The sequence below is a fragment of the Amycolatopsis melonis genome, assembly GCF_040064235.1.
GTDB lineage: Bacteria > Actinomycetota > Actinomycetes > Mycobacteriales > Pseudonocardiaceae > Amycolatopsis > Amycolatopsis melonis.
In genome coordinates, this window is the sequence record NZ_JBDZYD010000021.1 from 73,579 (window position 1) to 95,183 (window position 21,605).

The window sequence follows — 21,605 nt, forward strand, 5'->3', positions numbered from 1 at the left end:
CCACCCACCCTCCCCCGGGCCACCCCCGATCACCGCTGACCACCGGGTGTTTCCACCCCGGTCCCCCGCGCGCGGGTCTCCTGCAGCGCGGCGCAGACTTCGAAACGAGTAATGCATGACCGCCTCCGTGAAGGCTCCCCGATCCATCCCCAAACCCGTGCTCTCCGGCCGTCAGACGGTCGCCGAGCTGATCACCATCCGCACGTTCCTGCTGGTCCCGTTCCTCGCGCTCGCCGCGGCCGTCCCGGTGTTCTGGGGCTGGGGCGTCAGCTGGCTCGACCTGGTCATCGGTGGCGCGTTCTTCGTCGTGTCGACGCTCGGCATCACCGTCGGCTACCACCGCTACTTCACGCACGGCTCGTTTCGCGCGAAGCGGGCACTGCGGGTCGCACTGGCCATCGCCGGCGGCCTCGCCGCCCAGGGCCCGGTGATCGGCTGGGTCGCCGACCACCGCCGTCACCACGCCTTCTCCGACCGCGAAGGCGACCCGCACTCGCCGTGGCTGTTCGGCACGTCCCCGGTGGCGCTGGCCCGCGGGTTCTGGCACGCCCACATGGGCTGGCTGTTCGGCCGCGACAAGACCAACATCGACCGGTTCGCCCCGGACCTCGCGAGCGACCGCGACATGCGTGTCGTCGACCGCCTCTTCCCGGTGTGGGTGCTGCTGAGCCTGCTGCTGCCGCCGCTGCTCGGCGGGCTGATCACGCTGTCGTGGCAGGGCGCGCTGACCGCGTTCCTCTGGGCGGGCCTGGCCCGGATCTCCTTCCAGCACCACGTGACGTGGTCGGTGAACTCGATCTGCCACATGATCGGCGAGCGGCCGTTCACCAGCCGCGACCGGTCGGCGAACTTCTGGCCGCTGGCGATCCTGTCGATGGGCGAGTCCTGGCACAACACCCACCACGCCGACCCGACCTCGGCCCGCCACGGCGTCCTGCGTGGCCAGCTCGACGTCTCGGCACGGGTGATCTGGCTGTTCGAGAAGCTCGGCTGGGCGTGGAACGTGCGGTGGCCGACCGCCAAGCGGCTGGCCGCACTGGCCCGCTGAACGCCGTCCGGATCGTCCGTGAAGGCCTCCTGACCGGCTCTTGTGGCCGGTCAGGAGGCCTTCACGGCTTTCGCCGTCTCAGGGGTTGATGCGGAAGTAGGCCGGCTTCGGGTGCAGGTTCTCGTCGAACAGGCACGCCGCGCCCTCGCCCGGGAACACGTCCGGCACCCACGAATGCCGGTCCGTGAAGCCCCACGTCGTGAACTCCACGCAGCGGGACACCGCGTGGCAGCCGTCCCACAGCCTGCCGAAGTAGTCCGCCTGGGTGGCCAGCTTCGCCGCGTCCGGCGGGGTCGGGATCCGGACGTCCGCCTCGGTGATCGCGGTCTGCACGCCGAGCTTCGCGAACCGCGTCAGGTTCTCGCGGAACTGCGCCGGGAAGCCGTACTGGATCGACAGGTGCGCCTGGATGCCGACGCCGTCGATCGGCACACCCTGCCGCCGCAGCGTCTTCACCAGGTCGTAGACCGCGTCGCTCTTCGGGTTGATCCCTTCGATGTTGTAGTCGTTGATGTACAGCTTCGCCGCCGGGTCGGCCGCGTGCGCCCAGCGGAAGACGTCGGCCACGAAGCCGTCGCCGAGCTTCTGGTGGAACACCGTGTCACGCCGGGTGCCGTCCTCGTTGAAGATCTCGTTGACGACGTCCCAGGCGCGGATCTTTCCCTTGTAGCGCTTGACTTCCGTGGTGATGTGGTCGCGCAGGACCTGCCGCAGCTCGGCCGCGGGCAGCGCGGACACCCAGTCCGGCAGCTGGGAGTGCCACACGAGCGTGTGCCCGCGGACGGTCTTGTGGGTGCGCTGGGCGTACTCGACGATCGCGTCCGCACCCGACCAGTCCGGCTGCCCGCGCACGGCTTCGACCGTGCCCCACTTCATCTCGTTCTCGGGTGTCACGTTGTCGAATTCCCGGGTGAGCACCGCCCGGTAGTCCGGTTCGCTCGCCAGGTACTGCGCCGCAACGGCACTGCCGACGTAACGGTGCGTGGTGTATTGCAGCGGAACCGACGCCGATGCCGACGGCGCCTGCCACACGGCAATACCCATGACGGCGGCGACCGCCGCAAGGGCACGTTTCTTCGGAATTCTTCTCAGCATCTTCACCTTCCTGCGTTTCCGGGCGACCGAAAGTTTCGAACCATTTCAAATCGGGTTTCAGTGACTTAGAATCTCCTCCATGACAACGAAGTCCGAGGACCTGGAGCCGACGACGTCCCGGGTCACCATCGCGAGGATCGCCGCCGAGACGGGCGTTTCCGTACCGACTGTTTCGAAAGTGCTGAACGGCCGTCCCGATGTCGCCGAAACCACCCGGGCCCGGGTCGAGGCCGTCATCGGAAAATACGGCTACCGGCGCCGCGCCGACGAACGGTCCCGCCGTTCCCGGTTGCTGGAACTGATGTTCCACGAACTCGAAAGCACATGGGCACTCGAAATCATCCGAGGCGTCGAGTACGTCGCCCGCGAAAACGGAATGGCCGTCGTGCTGGCGGAATCCTCGGGGCGGCACACCCCCGGCCAGAGCTGGCTGGAGGGCGTGCTGGCCCGGCGGCCGGTCGGCATCGTCTCGGTGTGCTCGGACTTCACCGGCGGGCAGCTGGCGAAGCTGCGCGCCCGCGACATCCCGCTGGTCGTGGTCGACCCGGCGGGCGCGCCCGGGCCGGAGACCCCCTCGATCGGGGCCACGAACTGGCAGGGCGGGCTGACCGCGACCCGGCACCTCGTGGAGCTGGGCCACCGGCGGATCGCGATGATCGGCGGGCCGGAAGGGGTGCTGTGCAGCCGGGCCCGGATCGACGGCTACCGCACGGCGCTGGAGACGGCGGGCCTGGGGTTCGACCCGGCACTGGTGCGCCGGGGCGACTTCCACGTCCGGTCCGGCTACCGCGAACTGGCTTCACTGCTCACCCTCCCGGACCGGCCGACGGCGGTGTTCGCCGGCAGCGACCTGCAGGCGCTCGGGGTGTACGAGGCCGCGCGCGACGCGGGCCTGCGGATCCCGGACGACCTGAGCGTGGTGGGCTTCGACGACCTGCCGATCGCCCGCTGGCTGACCCCGGAGCTGACGACGGTCCGCCAGCCCCTGCAGGAGATGGCCGCCGCGGGTGCCCGGCTGGCGATTTCCCTGGCCCGCGGGGTGGATCCGGAGAGTCACCGGCTGGAGCTGGCGACCAGCCTGGTGGTCCGGCACAGCACGGCGGCCCCGGCCCACCGCGGCTACCGGGTGCTCACCGGCTGAGCGTCGCCCCGGTCGTGGGGGGGGAATGGGGGGGTATGGCGCATTTCCCCACACCAGCAGCCCCGGCCGGCCCCCTCACGGGCTTCGGGGCGCCCGGGGGGTTTGGGTTAATGAGGGTTAGACCGCGAATTACCACTCACGACAAGCCGCGGCAGACCACCCAGGCCGGTCACCACGGCCACCGCAGGCTCTCCGGCGGGCCGAGGTAGCTCTCCCGCAGCCCGCCGGTGTCGACCACCAGCTTCTGCACGATCACCGCCGGGTCCACCATCCAGAACTTCAGCACGTGCGGGCCGGGGGTGGCGATCACGTGCTTCGTCGACGTCAGGTTGACGTTGTCCGAAGTGGTCCGCTCCCACTGGCGGTTCATGGACGTGTCGTCCGCGCCGGTGGCCTTCGTGATGTTCACGACCTGCGGGGCCGCGTCGTCGAAGGACACCGCGTACCGCAGGCCGTCGCCCTGCAGCACGTTGCTGCGCGGGGACAAGTACGCCCACACCGTCACCGGACCGGTCGTGAACAGCGTCATCCGGTACTCCAGCCGCGGGCCTGCACCCGGGGACTGGCTCGCCGCTGTCACGGGGAACGGGGTCATGCCCGCGCCGGTCCGGCCGATGTCCGGGATGCGCCGCCACGACACCGACGCGGCGCCGACGTTGGCACTGAAATGTTCGGCCTCCATCGACACGTACCCGCCGGCCTCGACGAACCCGCGCCGCCACGACGGCGGCAGCTCCGGGTTGCGCACCACCGCGTCCACGGTCACCGAAGTGCCCGCGCCCGACACCGTGATCGGGACCGTCGTGGTGCCCTTCGGCGCGCGGGCCCAGTCGATCCGCACCGTCATCCGCAGCTCCTCGGTCACCCTCCCGCCGCGCGGCTCGGCCACGACCCACGGCGCACCGGGGGAAACCGTGCAGCGGAACGGTTCCCGGCCGCGGTTGAAGACGTCGACGTACTGCGGCGGCGCGGTCTGGTACGGGCTGAACTCCGGCAGCACCGGACGCCCCGGTGCCGACGGCCACCACTGTTCGGACCCGTCGACGGCGACCCCCAGTGCCGCCGCCGCGGGCAGTTCGAGACGCCGGACCGCCGGGAAGATCACGTCCGGCAGCGCGACGTTGTCCTTCTCCGGCTGCTGCCACGGCGCGTTCGGGCCGTACCGCTCGACGTCGCCGTAGTCGATGTGCGGCTGGGTCTGGAACCCCTTCCACTTGCCGCCCGCGATGCCGGTGTTGTACTTCTCGGCCAGCGCGAGGTCGTCGGCGAAGCGGGCCTCGGTGACGGCGGCCAGCGCGTTCGCCGAGGCCCGGCCCTGCGCCGCGTACAGCAGGTTCATGAACTCCGCGCGCCGCAACGCATACAGGTTCGCCGTGGCCTGGGTCGCGTAGAGGACCAGTTCGTAGAAGGCGTCCCGGTAGGCCGCGGGCAGCCGGGCGGCGATCTTCTGCGCCCGCGCGGAGAGTTCCTGCCACTCCTGCGTGACCCGGTCCAGCTCGCCGTAGTTGACCCGGCTGAACGGCGTCATCTGGTCGTCGTAGCTGATCGCCGCCGCGGTGGCCGGGTCCTTCGCCGGGTCCACCGTGATCCGCCGGTTGAGCAGCTCCGGCTTGCGGCGCGACTGCAGCCTGCCGTAGTCGTGCAGTACCCCGGCGATGTCCCCGGCCAGCGCTGCGCCGAAGTTCTCCGAGGCGAACCGGCGCTCCCATGTGGACAGTCGCTCGGCGGGCAGGGACGCGGGATCCCAGGCGTAGTCCAGGAAGAACTGCAGGGGCAGCTCGTTGCCCTTCATGTCGCCGACGTTGGCGACCCACAGCCGGTCGTTGCCGTACGCGTACGCCTGGTGCAGCTGCTCCCACGTGTTCGCGAGCAGGGCGGTGTCGACCCACTTGTAGTTGCGGCCGCCGCCGACGTAGTCGAAGTGGTAGTACAGCCCGTACCCGCCGGGGTGCGGCGGCAGCGTCCGGTCGGGCATCTTGCGGATGTTGCCCCAGTTGTCGTCGGTGAACACGACGATGACGTCGTCCGGCGGGCGCAGCCCCTTGGCCCAGTACCGCTGGACCTCCTTGTACAGCGTCCAGACCTGCGGCACCGTGGTCAGGTCCCGGCCCGTCTCGCGGGCGAGGATCTCCCGCTCGGTGGCGATGATCTCCCGCATCAGCTCGATGCCGTCGCCGTCGGGCAGGCCGACGTCGCCGTTGCCGCGCATGCCGAGGGTGACGACGCCTTCGAAGTCCTCGCGGACCATCCGGCGGATGCCGTCGGCCCAGTAGGCCTTGATCGCCTCGCCGTTGCGGCGGAAGCTCCACTCCCCCGTGCCGCCGTAGGGATCGTGGCCCGGCGTGGTGATGTTCCCGGCCGCGTCGCGGACCGCGGGCACCGCGTGCCGGTTCCACTCCTCGATCCCGCGCATCATCGGCGCCTCGTGCGAGGTGCCCATGACGATGCCGTACTCCTTGGCCGTCGCGTGGTTGAGCGGGTCGTCCTCGGCGAACGCCCGGCCCCACACCGCCGGCCACAGGTAGTTGGCCCGCAACCGCAGCATGGTCTCGAAGACCTTGGCGAAGAACAGGTGGTTGAAGCCGTTCGGGAAGCCGGGCGCCTTGCCCGGCCCGAAGTAGGCCGGGGCCCACGTGCCCAGCGCCGGGTTCTCGTCGTTGATGAAGAACCCGCGGTACTTCACGTGCGGCGTGCCCAGGCTGAACCGCTCCCGTGGCAGGTGCAGTTCCGCCTGCCGCCGCGGCGGGACGTCGGCCCACCAGTACCACGGCGAGACGCCGATGCGCCGCGAGACCTCGTAGACGCCGTAGATCACGCCCCGCTGGTCACTGCCGGTGAGGACCAGCCGTCCGTCGACGACCTGGCTCAGCGACGTCTCCCACTTCCCGGCGATGTCCGAGACGTCGAGCTTGCCCGCCGCGACCAGGTCGTCGACGAGCGGGCTGTGCCCGAGGGTGCCGACCACGACGACCGGGCCCTCGGCCGGGACGACGTCGAACGACACCGCCGGGCGCACGCCGGTGACGCGTTCGACGTCGGCAGCCAGGTCACCCACGACCCGGCGTACGCCAGGGAAGTCCCCCGAGCCGGCCACGATCGTCGCGGCCTTTCCCCGCGACACCAGCGGAAACCCGGTTCCGGCCTCGGCGAGGCCCGGGAGGGCCACCGACCCCGCACCGGCCAGGGCGAGCAGTTGCAGGAAGGCACGACGGTGTACCTCGGACGGCACGGCAGACCTCCTGAGTCAGCCCTTCACGGATCCGGTCAGCCCGCCGACGATGCGCCGTTCGGCGAGCACGAAGAACGCGAGCGCCGGGATCGCCGACAGGGCGGTGAACGCGAGGACCCTGGCGGTGTCCTGGGAGAACTGGGACTGGAACATCGCGACGCCGAGCGGGAGCGTGAAGTGCGCGGAGTCGTTGAACACCAGCAGCGGCAGCAGGTAGGTGTTCCAGCTGGTGACGAAGGCGAGCACGGCGACGGTGGTCAGCGCGGGCGTCGACAGCGGCAGCAGGATGCGCCAGAAGAACCCGAGCCTGGTCGCGCCGTCGAGGACCGCGGCGTCCTCGATCTCGCCGGGGATGGCGTGCATGAACGGGCGGAGGATCACGATCGTCACCGGCAGCGAGAACGCCGCCTCCGGGATCGCCACCCCCCAGAAGCTCTCCAGCAGGCCCAGCTGCCGCAGCCACAGGTACAGCGGCAGCGTGGCGACGCCGATCGGGAAGAGCAGGCCGAGCGTGAACAGCGTGTAGAACGCCTCCCGGCCCTTGAACTGGTAGCGCGACAACGCGTATCCCGCCATCGAACCGAGCCCGACGGCGAGCGCCGTGGCGATCACCGCGATCAGCGCGCTGTTGCCCAGGAACTTCCAGAACGCGCTCGACCCGAGCACCGAGGCGTAGTTGTCGAACACCCACGGCCCCGGCAGCCCGGCCGGGTCGGAGTTGATCTGCGCGTTGGTGCGGAACCCGCCGAGCGCCACGAACAGCAGCGGCACGACGGTCACGCCGACCACCACGATCGCCGCGAGGTAGCCCATCGACAGGCCGAACTTGCCCGAGCGCATCAGCCCACCATCCTCGTCAGTGCACCCTGGGTATCGCGGCGGAGCGCGAACCGCTGGTACAGCAGGGCGAACACGAAGCAGATGACGAACAGGATCACCGCCACCGCGGAGCCGAAGCCGAACTCGTAGCGCTTGAAGCCGTGGTCGATCAGGTAGGTCGCCATCGTCGTCGACGCGTTCGCCGGGCCGCCGAGCGTCATGATCCAGACGACGTCGAACAGCTGGAGCGAGCCGATCACCGACAGGAAGATCCAGATCCGGATGGTCGGCCCGAGCAGCGGCAGCACGACGTGCCGGGTGGTCTGCCACGCCGACGCGCCGTCGAGCGCGGCGGCTTCGCGCAGCTCGGCGGGCACGCCCTGCAGGCCGGCGAGCAGCAGGATGATGCCGAAGCCGATGTACTTCCAGGTGATCACTGCGAACAGCGTGTAGAGCACGATGCCCGGGTCGGCCAGCCAGTTGTGGACCAGCCCGCCGAGGCCGACCGCCCGCAGCGTCTGGTCGGCGAACCCGTTGGGCTGCAGCATGAGCGACCAGATCACCGCGGTGATCGCCTCGGACAGCACGTATGGCGCGAACACCAGTGCGCGCAGCACGGCGCGGCCCCGCAGCTTCCGGTTGAGCAGCATCGCCAGCCCGATCGACAGCGGCAGCTGCACCACGATCGACAGGCCCGCGATGATCAGGTTGTGCACGATCGCGCCCTGGAACACCTTGCCGGAGAAGGCGTCGGCGTAGTTGTCGAAGCCGACGAAGTCGTCCAGCGGCCCGAAGCCGTTCCACTTGAAGACGCTGTAGAACGCCGCGATCCCGATCGGCACCAGGACGAATCCGGTGAACAGCAGCAGGGCGGGCCCGAGCAGCAGCGTCAGTTCGAGCCGCTTGCCCAGGGCCGGCCGGTGCCTGCGGGCGGTGACCGCCGGTGCGGACGGCCGCGCCGCCGTCCGCACCGGAGTCGTCGCCGTGGTCACTTGTTGCCCGCCGCGGCCTGGTTGACGGCCGTGACGATGCCTTCGGGGGTGCCCTGGCCGGCGAACATGTTGGCCACCGCGTCGTTCAGCGCGGCACCCACCGCGGTCGGGAACGCCCGGTCGAAGTACATCTGCACGTACGGCGCCTTCGTGCCGTAGTCGTTGACCTGGCGGAGCGTGTCGGTCTTCAGCGACTTCGCGGCCACCGCGTTCACGGGCAGGCCGGTCCCCTTCGCGGCAAGCTCGGTCTGCACCGGCTCGCTGACCAGGTACTGCAGGAAGGCCGTGCAGGCCTTCGACGCGCGGGTGGTGCAGGCGAAGCCGTCACCGCCGCCGAGCACGGCGTTGGGGTCGCCCTGGCCGCCGGTCACCGACGGGAACGGGAACCAGCCGATCTTCGACTCCAGGTCCTTGTCCTCGGTCAGCGACGACATCGTGCCGGGTTCCCAGTCACCCTGCAGCTCCATCGCGGCCTTGCCGTTGGCGACCAGCCCGGCGGAGCTGCCCGCGCCCTGCTGGGCGGGCGTGCCGGCGAACCCGGTCTGGAACGGCTGCGTGGCCAGGAAGTTCTTCAGGTCCTGGCCGGCCTTCGTCCAGCACGGGTCCTCGAGCTTGACCGCCTTCACCGAGTCCTGGAGCACCTGGGTCGAGCACTCGCGGATGGCGAAGTAGTTGAAGTAGAAGGCATCCGGCCAGCGGTCCTTGCCACCGACCGAGATCGGCGCGATGTTCTTGCCCTTCAGCGCCGTGACGGCGGCGTTCAGCTCGTCCATCGTCTTCGGCGGCGCGGTGATCCCCGCCTGCTGGAACAGGTCCTTGCGGTACCAGAAGCCGACGAAGTGCTGCGTGAACGGCACGCCGTACTGCTTGCCGTCGACCTGCCACTTCTCACCGAACTTGCCGGTGGCCTGGCCGATCCACGACTGCGTGTCGGCGGTGATGTCGGCGACCTTGCCCGAGGTGATCTGCGAGGCCAGGTCGCCCGCGCCCCATGACTGGTAGATGTCCGGCGGCTCGGCCGACTGCAGGGCCAGCGGCACCTTGGTGCTGAAGTCCTCGTTCTGCAGCGGCTGCGCCTTGATCGTGACTTCGGGGTGCGCCTTCTGGTAGTCGGCGACGACCTTCTCCCAGACCGACTTGATCGGGTCGGTGGTGCCGTTGTGCCACCAGGTCAGCGTGACCGGGCCGCTCGGCTGCGCGGGTGTGTCGTTCCCGCCGCTGCACGCCGCGAGGGCGAGCGGGAGAACGGCCGCCAGCGCGGCGAGAACGGTGGTGCGGCGTTTCACAAACATCGTGGGTCCACTCCTGACGACTTCGGCCGAGTTGGACGGGGCGTCCCAGCGCCCGGGTTGGCGAAGAGTCTGCTCCCGGGACAAATGCGATGTCAATCGTTGTCGATAACGTTTTCCATGGTTAGTCTGAGCCGATGCAGCCCAGCTCGAGGGTGACCATCCGTGACGTCGCGGCCCGGGCCGGCGTCTCGGTGGCCACGGTGTCCAAGGTGATCAACGAGCGTTACGGCGTGTCCGCCGCGACGCTGGCGCGGGTCCGCGCGGTGATCGAAGAACTCGGCTACGAGGCCAGCCTCGTGGCGCAGAGCCTGAGAAACCACCGGACGAACGTCATCGGGATCCTGGTCGCCGACCTCGAGCCGTTCTCGACCGAGCTGCTCAAGGGCGCCGCGGACGCCATCCGCGGCAGCGGGTTCGAGCTCGTCGTCTACTCGGCAGGCGGCCGGACGGGTGATCCGGCAGGCTGGGAAAAGCGTTACCTGTCGCGCCTTTCCGGCACCCTGGTCGACGGCGCCGTGCTGGTCACCCCCGCCGTCTCGCTGGAGGCCGTGCCCGGCACGCCGGTCGTCGCGGTCGACCCGCACACCGGGCCGTCGCACCTGCCGACCATCGATTCGGACAACCTGCGCGGCGCGCAGCTGGCCACCGAGCACCTGCTCGAGCTGGGCCACCGGCGGATCGCGTTCCTCACCGGCCGTCCCGACCTCGAATCGGCGTCGCTGCGCAAGGCGGGCTACCTGCGCGCCCTGGAGGCCGCGGGTGTCCCTGCCGACGAACGCCTGATCCGCGACGGCGCCTATGATCCGGAGGTCTCCGCCGCCTCGGCGCACGCGCTGCTGACCGGCCCGGACCGGCCCACCGCCGTCTTCGCCGCGAACGACATCTCCGCCATCGCGACCGTCGGCGCGGCCCGCGACCTCGGGCTTTCGGTGCCCGGCGATCTCTCGGTGGTCGGCTTCGACAACGTGCCGGAGTCCGCGCTCTGCACCCCGCCACTGACCACAGTGGACCAGCCGATCCGCGAGATGGGCCACCGGGCGATCAGCATGCTCATCGCGCTGATCAACGGCGACGAGGTCGAGCGCACCCACGTCACCCTCGACACCGGCCTGGTCGTGCGCAGCTCGACCCAGGCGCTCCCCCGACACTGACATCGTTATCAAACGAAGGGCGGAAACCCTTGACCACGCAGCCCACCACGGCTGAAGAACCGTGGCGCGACCCCGCGGCCGACCCGGGCGAACGGGTCCGAGCGCTCATGGAGCGGATGACCCTCCGCGAGAAGATCGCCCAGCTCTACGGCATCTGGGTGGGCATCGACTCCGGTGGCGAGGTGGCTCCCCACCAGCACGACTTCGACGACCCGGCCGTCGACTTCGACGACCTCGTCCGGCACGGCCTCGGCCAGCTGACCCGCGTCTTCGGCACCCGGCCGGTCGACCCGGTGATCGGCGCGCGCAGCCTGGCCCGCACCCAGCGGCAGATCGTGGCGGGCAGCCGGTTCGGGATTCCCGCGCTGGTGCACGAGGAGTGCCTGACCGGACTGGCCGCGTGGCAGGCGACGATCTACCCGGCGCCGCTGTCGTGGGGCGCGACCTTCGACCCCGAGCTGATCCGCCGGATGGGGGCCCGCATCGGGCAGACCATGCGCGGCCTCGGCGTGCACCAGGGGCTCGCGCCGGTCCTCGACGTCGCCCGCGACCTGCGCTGGGGGCGGGTCGAGGAGACGATCGGCGAGGACCCGCACCTGGTCGGCACGATCGGCAGCGCGTACGTCGCGGGGCTGGAGTCGGCCGGCGTCGTCGCGACGCTGAAGCACTTCGTCGGCTACTCCGCTTCCCGCGCGGGGCGCAACCTCGCGCCGGTTTCGGCGGGGCCACGCGAGATCGCCGACGTCCTGCTCCCGCCGTTCGAGCACGCCCTGCGGGCCGGCGCGCGGTCGGTGATGAACACCTACACCGACATCGACGGCGTGCCCGGCGCCGCCGACCCTGCCCTGTTCACCGGCCTGCTGCGCGACACCTACGGCTTCGAGGGCACGGTCGTCTCCGACTACTTCTCGGTGGCGTTCCTGCACCGCCTGCACCAGGTCGCGGCCGACCGCGGCGACGCCGCCGCCCAGGCCCTCACCGCGGGCATCGACGTCGAGCTGCCGACCATGGACTGCTACGGCGAGCCGCTGCTCGCCGCGGTGGAAGGGGGCGCGGTCGACGCCGCCGTCGTCGACCGCGCTCTCGAACGCGTGCTGCGGCAGAAGTGCGAGCTGGGCCTGCTCGACGCGGACTGGACGCCGGAGGTGCCGGAGGAGATCGACCTCGACGACGCCGAGTCGCGGGCGCTGGCGCGCGAGGTGGCCGAGAAGTCGATCGTGCTGCTGCACAACGACGGCACGCTCCCGCTCTCCCCCGGCGCCCGCGTCGCCGTGGTCGGGCCGCGCGCGGACACGCCCGGCGCGATGCTCGGCTGCTACTCGTTCCCGCTGCACGTCGGCGTCCACCACCCCGACGTCCCGTTCGGCGTCGAGGTGCCGACGGTCGTCGAGGCGCTGCGGCCGTCGTTCGACGTCACCTACGCTCTCGGCTGCCCGGTCACCGGCGGTGACGACGAGGGCATCGCCGAGGCGGTCGCGGCGTGCGCGGACGCGTCGGTGTGCGTCGCCGTGCTGGGCGACCGGGCCGGGCTGTTCGGCGGCGGGACGTCCGGCGAAGGCTGCGACGCGGCCGACCTGCGGCTGCCGGGCCGTCAGGAGGAGCTGCTCGACGCGCTGCTGGACACCGGCAAGCCGGTGGTCCTGGTGCTGCTTTCCGGGCGGCCGTACGAACTGTCGCGGCAGCTGCCCCGGCTGGCCGCGGTGGTGGCGGGCTTCTACCCCGGCGAGGAGGGCGGTCCCGCCCTCGCGGACGTCCTCAGTGGACGGATCGACCCGGCGGGCAGGCTGCCGGTGAGCTTCCCGGCGGCCGGGGCGAGCCAGCCGTCGACGTACCTTGCGGCGCCGCTCGGCCGCCGCAGCGAGGTGTCCACAGTGGACCCCTCGCCGCTGTTCCCGTTCGGGCACGGGCTGTCCTACGCGCCGGCGACCTGGCTGGACGTCAGCGCGACGGGCTCGCTGTGGCCGACCGACGGGGTGTGCCGGGTCCGGGTGACCCTGCGCAACGACCACCAGCGGAAGACCTCCGAGGTCGTCCAGGTGTACCTGCACGACCCGGTGGCCGAGGTGGCCCGCCCGGAACGCCAGCTGATCGCGGCCCGCCGCGTCAGCCTGGAGCCGGGTGAGACCTCGGTGCTGGAGATCGGGCTCCACGCGGACCTGACGTCCTACACCGGCCGGGCGGGCCGCCGCCAGGTCGACCCGGGCGACGTCGAGCTGCGCGTGGGGTCCTCGAGTGAGCAGATCGCCGCCACGCTGCACTGCACCCTGACCGGGCCGCGCCGCCACGTCGGCTTCGACCGGGTCCTGACCCCGGAGTTCTCGTCATGAGACGTACTTCGCTCGTTGTGCTCCTGGCCGTCCTGACGGCGCTGTTCGTGGGCGCGTCCGGCCGTCCCGCCCCGTCGCACTGGGTCGCGACGTGGACGTCGATGCCCCAGCTGACCGAGCCGGGCAACATGCCACCGGCCCCGTTCACGGGCACCGGCAAGGTGCTCGACAACGCGTCCCTGCGCCAGACGGCCCAGGTGACCACCGGCGGGCCCCGCATCCGCCTGCGGTTTTCCAACGCGTTCGGCGGCGCGCCCCTGCCACTGACCGCGGTGTCGGTGGCCCGCCCGGCGGCCGGCGCGGCCGGCGTGTCCGCGGTGGTCCCCGGCAGCATCGTTCCGGTGACGTTCCACGGCAAGCCGTCGACGACGGTCCCGCAGGGCGCCCAGGTGGTGTCGGACCCGCTGCCGTTCCCGGTCCGCCCGCTGGAGAACATCACGGTGACGGCGTACCTGGCCACCGGCCAGGCCTCGACGTCGATCACCTCGCACCCGGGCTCCCGCACGACGTCGTACCTGCTGGCGGGCAACCAGGTGTCGGCAGTGGACCTGCCGGGCGCAACCCCGGTGGACCACTGGTACTTCCTGAGCGGAATAGAGGTACTGGCCCCGGCCTCGGCGGTGGCGGTGATCGGCGACTCGATCTCCGACGGCCGCGGCTCGACAACGAACGGCAACGACCGCTGGCCGAACGTCCTGGCCGCCCGCCTCCCGGGAGTGGCGGTGGTCAACCAGGCAGCAGGCGGCAACCGCGTACTGCAGGACGGCCTGGGCCCGAACGTCCTGGCCCGCCTGGACCGCGACCTGCTGTCGACGAGCGGAGTGTCCTGGGCAATCCTGTTCGAGGGAGTCAACGACATCGGCACGGCCCCACCGGGAACGGCGGCGGACGTGGCCAACCAGCTGATCGACGCGTACGACCAGATCCTGGTCCGGGCGCACGCGCAGGACATCAAGGTGTACGGAGCGACGATCACGGCATTCGGCGGCAACACGAACTACGACACCCCGGAACGCGAAGCGGCGCGGCAACAGGTGAACGCGTGGATCCGCTCCCCGGGCCACTTCGACGCGGTCCTGGACTTCGACCAGGTGACCCGCGACCCGGCGGTCCCGTCGCAGCTGCTGCCGGCTTACGACGTGGGCGACCACCTGCATCTGAACCCGGCCGGGTACCGGGCCATCGGAAACAGCGTGCCGGCGAAGCTGTTCGGCGAACACTGACGGCTCCCGAAACCTTGGCCTGTCGCCTCCCCTCACCCTAGGATTCACCTGGGTGAGGGGAGCGTGACAGTGAGTGGCGATCAGGCTGCTTTCCCGAGAGGGAGTTTCCTGGCAGGACTGCCGCCGAAGTCCGGCTCCGCTTTGCTGACCCTCGGCACGGCGCGGGAATTCGCCCCCGAAACCGTGCTGCTTCGCGAAGGAGACACGAGCACTCACGTCCTTCTGCTGCTCGACGGCTGCGTGAAGATCACCGCGACGACACCGGAAGGTCAGCTGGCTCTTCTGGCGATCCGCGTCGGCGGCGACCTCGTCGGAGAACTGGCCGCCATGGACGGCCAACCGAGGATCGCGACAGTCACGACCGCCGGCCACGTGCGGGCACGGACCATCGGACAGGCCGAGTTCCGCCGGTGTCTGGCCGCAACGCCGGAAATCGGGCTGGCGGTGAGCAGCAGCGTGGGGGCGAAGCTGCGCTGGGCCACCCGCCGCAGGGTCGACTTCGGCAGTCGTGAGGTCAAGGTCCGGCTCGCCCGGGTGCTGCTCGAGCTGGCGGCGTCCTACGGGATCGCCGCGGGCAGGCACATCGAACTCGGGGTTGCGCTGACCCAGCCTGAACTCGCGGCACTGGTCGGTGCCGCGGAGCCGACCGTGCACCGCGCGCTGGCGGTTCTCCGCCGGGAGAACATCGTCGAGACCGGGTACCGCCGGCTGTGCGTCCGCGACCGGGCACGCCTGGCGGCCGTCGCCGACGGTTGACCACCGGCTCAGGACAGGGCCGTGATCACGAGGAGCCCCAACCCGCTCGCGAAGAGCGCGCAGGTCCCGGCCAAGGCGAACCGCAGATGGCGGTGCTTGCGCATCGCCAGCGCCGCGAGCAACCGCGCGAGGTCGTAAGCCTGTGCACATTGCTCGCGCACCGACTGCCGGAGGCTGCACCCCGTACCGGCCGCGACAGCCGGGAAGGCGAACCGGTTGTCCCCCGGCGGCGGGCTGGTCCGCGGCCGGATGGCCTGCACGAGGTGGAACACCGAATAGCCGTAGGCCAAGGCGAAACACAGGACGACCACGACCAGGACCGGGCGCGGTACGGACGCCGCGTGCGGTGTGCCGAGGACACCGAGCTGCGCGGCCACCATGGCGGTGACCATGGTCTGCACGGCGACGACGGTCCGGGCCTTTTCGTCCGCCTGCTGGACCGCGTTCTGGAAGAACGAGATCGTGGTCAGCGACGTGCCGAGTTCGGCGTCCGTCCGGGCCAGGCCCGAAGCCGACCGCACCGGCACGGTGGTTCTGGTGTTCTTCATCCTCGCTCCCCTCGAAGTTCTCCCATCGTCGCGTTCCGGCGACGTGCCCATGCCGTCCCGCGACGGGTTCTCCGCATCGGATCCCGTCATCCGACGTGGTGTGGACCGTCGTGGGAGGAGCGCAATGGAAGGCAGCGACCACAGGGCGAGGAGGAGGACCGCTGAACGAGCAGTCTTGGCCCGCGGACAGCCTGCTCGGCCGGCTGTCCGCCCGCACGCGGCGTGGCCTGCTCGAACTCGGGACCTCGGTGATCTACGACGCGCGACAGCACGTCCTCCGGCAGGGTGAGGAGAGCCACCACGTCCTGGTGCTGCTCGACGGGCTCGTGAAGGTCGTCGTCCACACCGAGTTCGGCCGGCCCGTGCTCCTCGACCTGCGGAGCCGGGGCGACCTGCTCGGCGAGATGTCGATGCTGGAGCACCGGCGGCGTTCGGCCGACGTGGTCACCTGCACCACCGCCCGTGCCAAGCTGATCATGAACACTCAGCTGCAGATGTTCTTCGACCGCCACCCTGATGCCTGGGCCGCGATGGCAGGCTCCTTGAGTTCCCGGCTGCACCGGGCGGACGTCCACCGCGCGGAGTTCGTCGCCTGTCCCGCGCCGGCGCGGGTCGGCCGGGTTCTCGCCGAGATAGCCCGGGCCCACGGTGTCCGGACCCCCGACGGCTGGGACCTCGACGTGGCGCTGACCCAGGCCGAGATCGCCTCGCTGGCCGGTGTCGCCCTCGCGACATTCGAGAAGGCACTGCGCCTGCTGCACCGTTCCGGTTTGGTACGCCGGAAATCCCGACGGATCGTAGTCGGCGACCTCGACCGGCTGATCCGGTTCGGCATATCCGACGGCGAAAACCCGTATCAATACGGGATCGGCGACGCCGACGTGGCTCAGAGTTAGGGACTCGGGTGCACCGATCGGTCATCGATCTTCGGAGGAGGACGGGTTGCCGGACCACATCGGATTCTCAAGGGTGCTGTTCCTTGCCGTCGACGCATGGCGCTACGGCGCCCGCGACGGGCTGCAGCAACTCGCCCTCCAGGAGGCGCTTTCGGCGGCCGTGGACGCGGCGGGCGCCGTCGCCGGCCTGGATCCCGCGGACCGGCAGCGGCAAGTCGCCGGCGACGGGTTCCTGGACGTGATCTCCGACAGCGGGGCCGAACTCGCGCTGGTCGACCCGTTCGTCCGTGAACTCGACAGCCGGCTCGCGTGGTTCAACCACGACCGGCGGCCGGAAGCCCGGCTGCGGCTTCGCTTGGCCATCCACCACGGCGGTGCGGTGCCTGGAGCATGCGGGTTCGCGTCGGACGGTCCGGTCCACGTCTGCCGGCTGCGCGACGCCAAGCCGGTCAAGGCCGCACTGACGGCGATCCCCGAAGCGAACCTCGTCCAGGTCCTCTCGGAACCCATCTTCGGCTCCGTGCGGCAGCGGCTCACCAGCCTCTCCGCCGGAGACTTCACCCCCGTCGTCGTGGACGAACCGGAGAAGGACTTCCGGGAGACGGCGTGGATCCGCGTGCCCGGCATCGATGCCGCACGGCTGTCGGACCTGGCCGAACCGGACGCACTGGCGATCTCGATCGCCCACACCGCGGAACCGGATGTCCTCCGCCGGGCCACGCTCACGGCGTTCGACGCGGCCGGAATCCCCCGGCCGGCCAGTGCTTCAGGCACCGACTTCGTCGTCCCTCTGTCGTCTCCGGACTCCGGCAGTGGTGTGCTCGGAGTGTGGCTGCACCACCTGCACGAGGCGGTCCGCGCTTCGGGCCGCACCGCTGTATCCGTGGGAATCGCGCCCGGCCGCGACGTCGGTACAGCACGCGAGCTCGCCACCGGCGATGCGGCCTCCGCGGTGCTCCGCGAGGTGGCCGACGCATCCGTCGTCGTGGTCGTGGCCGACGCTGCCCACCGGCGGTTCGTGGCCGGTTCGCACGCCCGGATGGTCATGCCCGGCAGTTATCGCCGGACCGGTACCGAGCCCGAGTCCTGGCTGCGCGTGCTCGGGTACTCCATGGCCCCGGTCGTCGGCCGCCGCGCTCCCCATGCCGAGGCACCTGCTCCGCCGGACCGAACCGCAGGATCGAGCAGCGGCCCGGTTTCGAACATCGGCAGTGCCGTCATCCACGGGTCGTACGTCAACGGCTCGGTGCATCACAGCGGCGGGCTGTTCCGATGAGCAGTGACGGAGCCGAATCCGGGGGCGCCCCGCCGCAGGCCCCCGCGCCGTCCGGTCCGGGCGCCCAGCCTCAGGAGTCACCGGACGGCGGCCGTACGGACGAACAGCGGCTGTCCAGCGACCACGAACGAGGAGTCAACGAGGCGCTCTTCACCGGCGACCGGTACTACTCGCCCAAGCTCGCGCCGTCGGGACCGGTATCGAACATCGGGCACGCCACCATCACCGAGATGCAGGTCGGGCACCGATACGAGTTCTTCCTCAGCGAGAAGGCAGCGCCCGAGGCCGGGCCGGTGCCCGAAGAGATCATCCGCTGGGTCAGGGAGCGCTATCTCGCGGTCGATCGATACCCGGACATGGTCGAGATGCTGGAAAAACGCCGTCTCGTCCTGCTTCGTGGCCAGCCGGGGACGGGCCGGACCACCACCGCGCTGCACCTGCTCGACCAGTTCGCGCCGGCCCGCGTCTTCCGCATGAAATGCGGCAAGAACGCGAAGTCGCTCTCCACCGGCAAGCTCGGTGAGAAGAATGCCGGTTACGTCGCCGAACTGCCGAGCCGGGTCGGCGGAGGGCTCACCGAGGAGATCCTCGACGAACTCAGGAACCGCCTCGAGAAGGCGCAGTCGTACGCCGTGCTGGTCGCGGCGACCGACCCGCGGCACGTCAGTTCGTTCGGCAGGTATGCCTTCGACTACCAGGCGCCGGACCCGGCCGACCTGCTCCGGAAACATCTCGAGCACGAGATCCTGCCCGGCGATCCCCCGGGGTTCGAAGACGAGCTGCGCCGGCTGAGCGAGGCTCGCTGGACCGGGGAAGCACTCGGGCCGTGTCCGCGTCCGTCGGAGTCGGCCTGGATGGCGGCCCTGCTCGCGAAGCACGCGCGAGGCGAGAGCACGCGCGACGACGTCGAGCGGGACGCCAAACAGGCGGTCAGCCACCAGGTGTCCGAGTGGTTCGGCGAACTCCTCGGTCTGGCGCCGGGAGCCGAGCTGAACGAAGCGCTGCGGCTGGCCGCGTTCCGGATCGCATTGGCGGTGCTCAACCGGTCACCGTATACGGTCGTTGCCGAGGCAGCCGAGCTGCTGAGCCGGAAGTTCGGCGGCGAAGAAACCGCCAAGGGCAAGCAACAGGTGTCCCTGTTCGCGGACGACCGGAGCAACCGGCTGCCGGCGTTGCGGGCGAAGACCGTCGACGGCCACGCGACGTTCGGGCGCGAGCTCATCCCGATGGAACTGCTGGAATTCCACGATCCGCGCTACCCGACGGCGGTGCTGGACCACGTCTGGCGGCACCACCATCAGCTGCGGAATGCGCTCGAGCCGTGGTTTGCCGAGCTCGGCAAGGACAACAGGCCGATGGTCTGGGTCCGGGCGGCCCAGGCGACCGGTTACCTCGGCCGCCTGGACTTCGTCACCGTGTTCACGAAGATGATCGCACCGAACGCGTCCTCGGACGACTGGGACGACTTCCAGTCCAGCAGGCGGCGGTCCGCCGCGATCGCCCTGGACCAGGCGGCGCGGGACGAGCGGGTCCGGCCGGCGATCATCGAGCGGCTTGACCAGTGGCGCCGGTACGGCACGCCGGAACACCGCTGGACGGCGGCAGCCACCTACGGCTTCGCACTGGGCCGTGAACGCATCTTCGAGGCGCTCGAAGAACTGCGGGTGCTCGGCACTCCGGCGGAGCGCAGCATGCCGCTGGTGCCCCGGGCCGACGAAGAAGTCGTCTGGATCGCCGGGTTCAGCGTCGCCAAGCTGCTCGCCTTCGGGAAGGTGACCGAGGTACTCGACCACCTGCGCCGGTGGCTGGCGAGCCACCGCAGCAGCCTGCGCGGGCTCGCCCTGACGAGCCTGAAGCATCTTGCGAGCTTCTACGGCTTCGAACTCGACTACCTGTCGGTGTCGATGGAGAACGACCGGCCGGTCCTGCCGTACGGCGCGGAGCGATGGCCGCTGCTGCTGGCGCTCTGTGCTCAGGACGCCGACGTCGCCGCTCGGATCAGCGTTCTGCTGAACAAGGCTTTGCGGTCCCGTGAAGGCGACACACTGGCCAGGTTCCTGCTGGCCCGGTGGGTGCGCTCGAGCGAGCGCGACCCCGCCCTGCTCGATGTGCTCGCCGACTTCCTGACCGGGCTGGTGGCCCATGACGGCGACGCACGGAGGTTGCAGTACCTGCTCAACCGGCTGACGGACGACTGGGCGGACCCGCTCCAGCCGGAAGTGGCAGCACGGCTGCGCACAGCTGTCCAGAACGGGGAACGAACGAGGGTGGCGGCATGACGGAAAGCACGACGAGGCCCCCGGCAGGCGGGGCCGGACGAGAGAAGGTCAAGGCGCCAAGGTCCGAGGCAGCAGCGGCACCGCCTTCGGACGGCGGCTGGCAGAAGGCGGCGGAACAGAACCACGAGACGACGGTGCGTACGCTGCCGTTGTCGGCCTACGCACCGATCGTCGGCTTCGAACAGGTCGGCAGGCTGAGCCTGCTGCGCAAGCGCGCGGCCCACCGGCCGTGGGTCGCCCGGGTGTTCGTCAAGGGCAACGGCGAGCTCGATGTCTTCTCCTGGACCAAGCAGCCGACGACTGGAGAGCTTGTCTGGGGCGGCTACCGATCGGTGTACGACGTCGATCTCTCCCTGCGCAACCTGAGCTTGGCCATCACACTCCCGAGCGCGGGCGACGCGTTCGTCTTCCGCACGGAAGTGGACGTCCAGTGGCAGGTCAAGGCACCGGAGACCGTCGTCGTGAACGGGCTCAGGGATATCCGCCCGCTGGTGGTCCCCCGGCTTCTGGCCGGGCTGCGGCACGCGAGCCGGGCGCTGGCGGCGGCCGACGTCGAAACGGCGGAGAAGGCGGCCAACAACGAGTTCCCCAAGGATTGGCTGCTGAGCGAGCAGGGGCTCTGGACCAACATCCTGGTGCGCCTGCGGATGGACGCGCAGACCGAACGCGCCGTCCGGCTCGACGCCGAAGTACGGGCGTTCAAGAAGCTCATCGAACAGGGCGATCTCGACCAGTTCGCGCTGCAGCTCGCGCAGAACCCGGGAAACGTCCAGGCGGTCGTCGAGGCGCTCGTGGCCGAACGGGACACCCATCGCAAGGACGTCCTCGACTTCGTCACCAAGCTCATCGAGTCGGACGCACTGGATCGCTGGCAGATCGAAGACGACATCCGGGTCATGATGCAGTGGATGCAGACGTCCATCAGGATGGTGACCGGTACCGACGAGGCACGCCGCCTGCCCTTCGAGCGACCGCGCAACGGCGAATCCGCGCTGCCGGAGCAGGACGGTTCTCCCAGCACTTCCGGCGGCGCGTGATGTGGTCGGCTTTCCCGCACGCGTTCGCAACCTCGGTGCTGGTCGTCGTGGTGACGTGTCTCGCCGTCCGGTTCGCCGTTCCGGCTGTCCTCAAGACACTCGTCGAGCCCGTACGCGACATCGTCTCGCTGACCGCGGCGGTTCTCGTGCTGCCGGAGTACTGGGTCAGCCGCGCCCGTCGCCGCGACGGCGGCACTCCGTCCTCGTTCGCGTACGCCTACGGCGACAGCGTCACTCGCCTGGCGCGCCTCGGAGATCGGAGCGTTGTGCTGGTCCTGCGTTTCGCCGCACGGGCCGCGGTCGCGATCCACCCGATCGCTGTGGGCTCGGCGGCGGTGGCCTGGAGAATTGCCGCGTCTTTGTGACGGACGGGGCGAAACATCCGTTGAATGGCAAGCGACTCTGTGGGGGCGGTGGCCGGGATCACGACGTGGCCCTATCATGGCGCGATCTCTTTCACCGTCCCCACCCGAAGTCGTCGTGCCCGAAAGGGGAA

At 70.3% G+C, this 21,605-nt stretch carries 17 protein-coding genes; 11 read left to right on the forward strand and 6 right to left on the reverse strand.

Annotated elements, in window-relative coordinates; genetic code table 11:
- Positions 1-115 precede the first annotated feature (115 nt).
- Positions 116-1,048: an acyl-CoA desaturase gene (locus tag ABJI51_RS41455; RefSeq protein WP_348956680.1), complete on the forward strand. Its 933-nt coding sequence runs from the start codon at positions 116-118 to the stop codon at positions 1,046-1,048.
- 78 nt (positions 1,049-1,126) lie between these two features.
- Here the strand turns inward: ABJI51_RS41455 and ABJI51_RS41460 are convergent, their stop codons facing one another.
- Positions 1,127-2,143 (reverse strand): endo-1,4-beta-xylanase, encoded by a 1,017-nt coding sequence (locus ABJI51_RS41460; RefSeq protein WP_348956681.1) that lies wholly within the window; start codon positions 2,141-2,143, stop codon positions 1,127-1,129.
- A 79-nt stretch (positions 2,144-2,222) separates the two neighbouring features.
- Here ABJI51_RS41460 and ABJI51_RS41465 point away from each other — a divergent pair, with 79 nt between their 5' ends.
- Positions 2,223-3,284: a LacI family DNA-binding transcriptional regulator gene (locus tag ABJI51_RS41465; protein ID WP_348956682.1), complete on the forward strand. Its 1,062-nt coding sequence runs from the start codon at positions 2,223-2,225 to the stop codon at positions 3,282-3,284.
- 169 nt (positions 3,285-3,453) lie between these two features.
- Here the strand turns inward: ABJI51_RS41465 and ABJI51_RS41470 are convergent, their stop codons facing one another.
- Genes ABJI51_RS41470 through ABJI51_RS41485 form a run of 4 tightly spaced genes read right to left on the reverse strand, consistent with a single transcriptional unit; the run spans position 3,454 to position 9,616 of the window.
- Positions 3,454-6,513: a glycosyl hydrolase 115 family protein gene (locus ABJI51_RS41470; protein ID WP_348956683.1), complete on the reverse strand. Its 3,060-nt coding sequence runs from the start codon at positions 6,511-6,513 to the stop codon at positions 3,454-3,456.
- A 15-nt stretch (positions 6,514-6,528) separates the two neighbouring features.
- Complete coding sequence (locus ABJI51_RS41475) at positions 6,529-7,353, reverse strand: carbohydrate ABC transporter permease (RefSeq protein ID WP_348956684.1); 825 nt, start codon at positions 7,351-7,353, stop codon at positions 6,529-6,531.
- Positions 7,353-8,324, reverse strand: coding sequence for a carbohydrate ABC transporter permease (locus tag ABJI51_RS41480; protein ID WP_348956685.1), 972 nt, complete (start codon positions 8,322-8,324; stop codon positions 7,353-7,355). Before ABJI51_RS41480 ends, ABJI51_RS41475 begins: the two co-directional genes overlap by 1 nt.
- On the reverse strand, positions 8,321-9,616 hold the full coding sequence (locus tag ABJI51_RS41485) for an extracellular solute-binding protein (protein WP_348956686.1): 1,296 nt from the start codon (positions 9,614-9,616) through the stop codon (positions 8,321-8,323). Before ABJI51_RS41485 ends, ABJI51_RS41480 begins: the two co-directional genes overlap by 4 nt.
- 134 nt (positions 9,617-9,750) lie before the next feature.
- Here ABJI51_RS41485 and ABJI51_RS41490 point away from each other — a divergent pair, with 134 nt between their 5' ends.
- The 4 genes from ABJI51_RS41490 to ABJI51_RS41505 all read left to right on the forward strand — a co-directional run bounded on the left by ABJI51_RS41490 (position 9,751) and on the right by ABJI51_RS41505 (position 15,073).
- Positions 9,751-10,767 (forward strand): LacI family DNA-binding transcriptional regulator, encoded by a 1,017-nt coding sequence (locus ABJI51_RS41490; protein ID WP_348956687.1) that lies wholly within the window; start codon positions 9,751-9,753, stop codon positions 10,765-10,767.
- A 29-nt stretch (positions 10,768-10,796) separates the two neighbouring features.
- Complete coding sequence (locus ABJI51_RS41495; RefSeq protein ID WP_348956688.1) at positions 10,797-13,094, forward strand: beta-xylosidase/alpha-l-arabinosidase; 2,298 nt, start codon at positions 10,797-10,799, stop codon at positions 13,092-13,094.
- The gene (locus ABJI51_RS41500) at positions 13,091-14,317 is read left to right on the forward strand and encodes an SGNH/GDSL hydrolase family protein (protein ID WP_348956689.1); all 1,227 of its coding nucleotides are present in this window, start codon (positions 13,091-13,093) and stop codon (positions 14,315-14,317) included. Before ABJI51_RS41495 ends, ABJI51_RS41500 begins: the two co-directional genes overlap by 4 nt.
- 69 nt (positions 14,318-14,386) lie before the next feature.
- Complete coding sequence (locus ABJI51_RS41505; protein WP_348956690.1) at positions 14,387-15,073, forward strand: Crp/Fnr family transcriptional regulator; 687 nt, start codon at positions 14,387-14,389, stop codon at positions 15,071-15,073.
- Between the two features lie 8 nt (positions 15,074-15,081).
- Here ABJI51_RS41505 and ABJI51_RS41510 read toward each other — a convergent pair whose 3' ends face one another.
- Entirely contained in the window at positions 15,082-15,621 is a 540-nt protein-coding gene (locus tag ABJI51_RS41510; RefSeq protein ID WP_348956691.1) for a Pycsar system effector family protein, read from the reverse strand.
- Positions 15,622-15,731: 110 nt separating this feature from the next.
- Between ABJI51_RS41510 and ABJI51_RS41515 the strand changes: the two genes are divergently transcribed.
- From ABJI51_RS41515 to ABJI51_RS41535, 5 genes are read left to right on the forward strand one after another with little or no spacing between them, the layout of a single operon-like run.
- A complete protein-coding gene (locus tag ABJI51_RS41515) occupies positions 15,732-16,517 on the forward strand; it encodes a Crp/Fnr family transcriptional regulator (RefSeq protein ID WP_348956692.1) in 786 nt (261 codons plus the stop codon).
- A 46-nt stretch (positions 16,518-16,563) separates the two neighbouring features.
- A complete protein-coding gene (locus ABJI51_RS41520) occupies positions 16,564-17,793 on the forward strand; it encodes a hypothetical protein (RefSeq protein ID WP_348956693.1) in 1,230 nt (409 codons plus the stop codon).
- A complete protein-coding gene (locus ABJI51_RS41525; RefSeq protein ID WP_348956694.1) occupies positions 17,790-20,072 on the forward strand; it encodes a Cdc6/Cdc18 family protein in 2,283 nt (760 codons plus the stop codon). Before ABJI51_RS41520 ends, ABJI51_RS41525 begins: the two co-directional genes overlap by 4 nt.
- The gene (locus ABJI51_RS41530; RefSeq protein WP_348956695.1) at positions 20,069-21,109 is read left to right on the forward strand and encodes a hypothetical protein; all 1,041 of its coding nucleotides are present in this window, start codon (positions 20,069-20,071) and stop codon (positions 21,107-21,109) included. The genes ABJI51_RS41525 and ABJI51_RS41530 overlap by 4 nt, the downstream gene beginning before the upstream one ends.
- Positions 21,106-21,474 carry a hypothetical protein gene (locus ABJI51_RS41535; RefSeq protein ID WP_348956696.1) on the forward strand — a complete coding sequence of 123 codons (369 nt, stop codon included), beginning with the start codon at positions 21,106-21,108 and terminating at the stop codon, positions 21,472-21,474. Before ABJI51_RS41530 ends, ABJI51_RS41535 begins: the two co-directional genes overlap by 4 nt.
- Positions 21,475-21,605: the final 131 nt, after the last annotated feature.

Bases quoted from the DNA above. Each gene is read 5' to 3' on its own strand.
- ABJI51_RS41455 (WP_348956680.1), top strand. From the start codon at position 116: ATGACCGCCTCCGTGAAGGCTCCCCGATCCATCCCCAAACCCGTGCTC.
- ABJI51_RS41460 (WP_348956681.1), bottom strand. From the start codon at position 2,143: ATGCTGAGAAGAATTCCGAAGAAACGTGCCCTTGCGGCGGTCGCCGCC.
- ABJI51_RS41465 (WP_348956682.1), top strand. From the start codon at position 2,223: ATGACAACGAAGTCCGAGGACCTGGAGCCGACGACGTCCCGGGTCACC.
- ABJI51_RS41475 (WP_348956684.1), bottom strand. From the start codon at position 7,353: ATGCGCTCGGGCAAGTTCGGCCTGTCGATGGGCTACCTCGCGGCGATC.
- ABJI51_RS41485 (WP_348956686.1), bottom strand. From the start codon at position 9,616: ATGTTTGTGAAACGCCGCACCACCGTTCTCGCCGCGCTGGCGGCCGTT.
- ABJI51_RS41490 (WP_348956687.1), top strand. From the start codon at position 9,751: ATGCAGCCCAGCTCGAGGGTGACCATCCGTGACGTCGCGGCCCGGGCC.
- ABJI51_RS41500 (WP_348956689.1), top strand. From the start codon at position 13,091: ATGAGACGTACTTCGCTCGTTGTGCTCCTGGCCGTCCTGACGGCGCTG.
- ABJI51_RS41510 (WP_348956691.1), bottom strand. From the start codon at position 15,621: ATGAAGAACACCAGAACCACCGTGCCGGTGCGGTCGGCTTCGGGCCTG.
- ABJI51_RS41525 (WP_348956694.1), top strand. From the start codon at position 17,790: ATGAGCAGTGACGGAGCCGAATCCGGGGGCGCCCCGCCGCAGGCCCCC.
- ABJI51_RS41530 (WP_348956695.1), top strand. From the start codon at position 20,069: ATGACGGAAAGCACGACGAGGCCCCCGGCAGGCGGGGCCGGACGAGAG.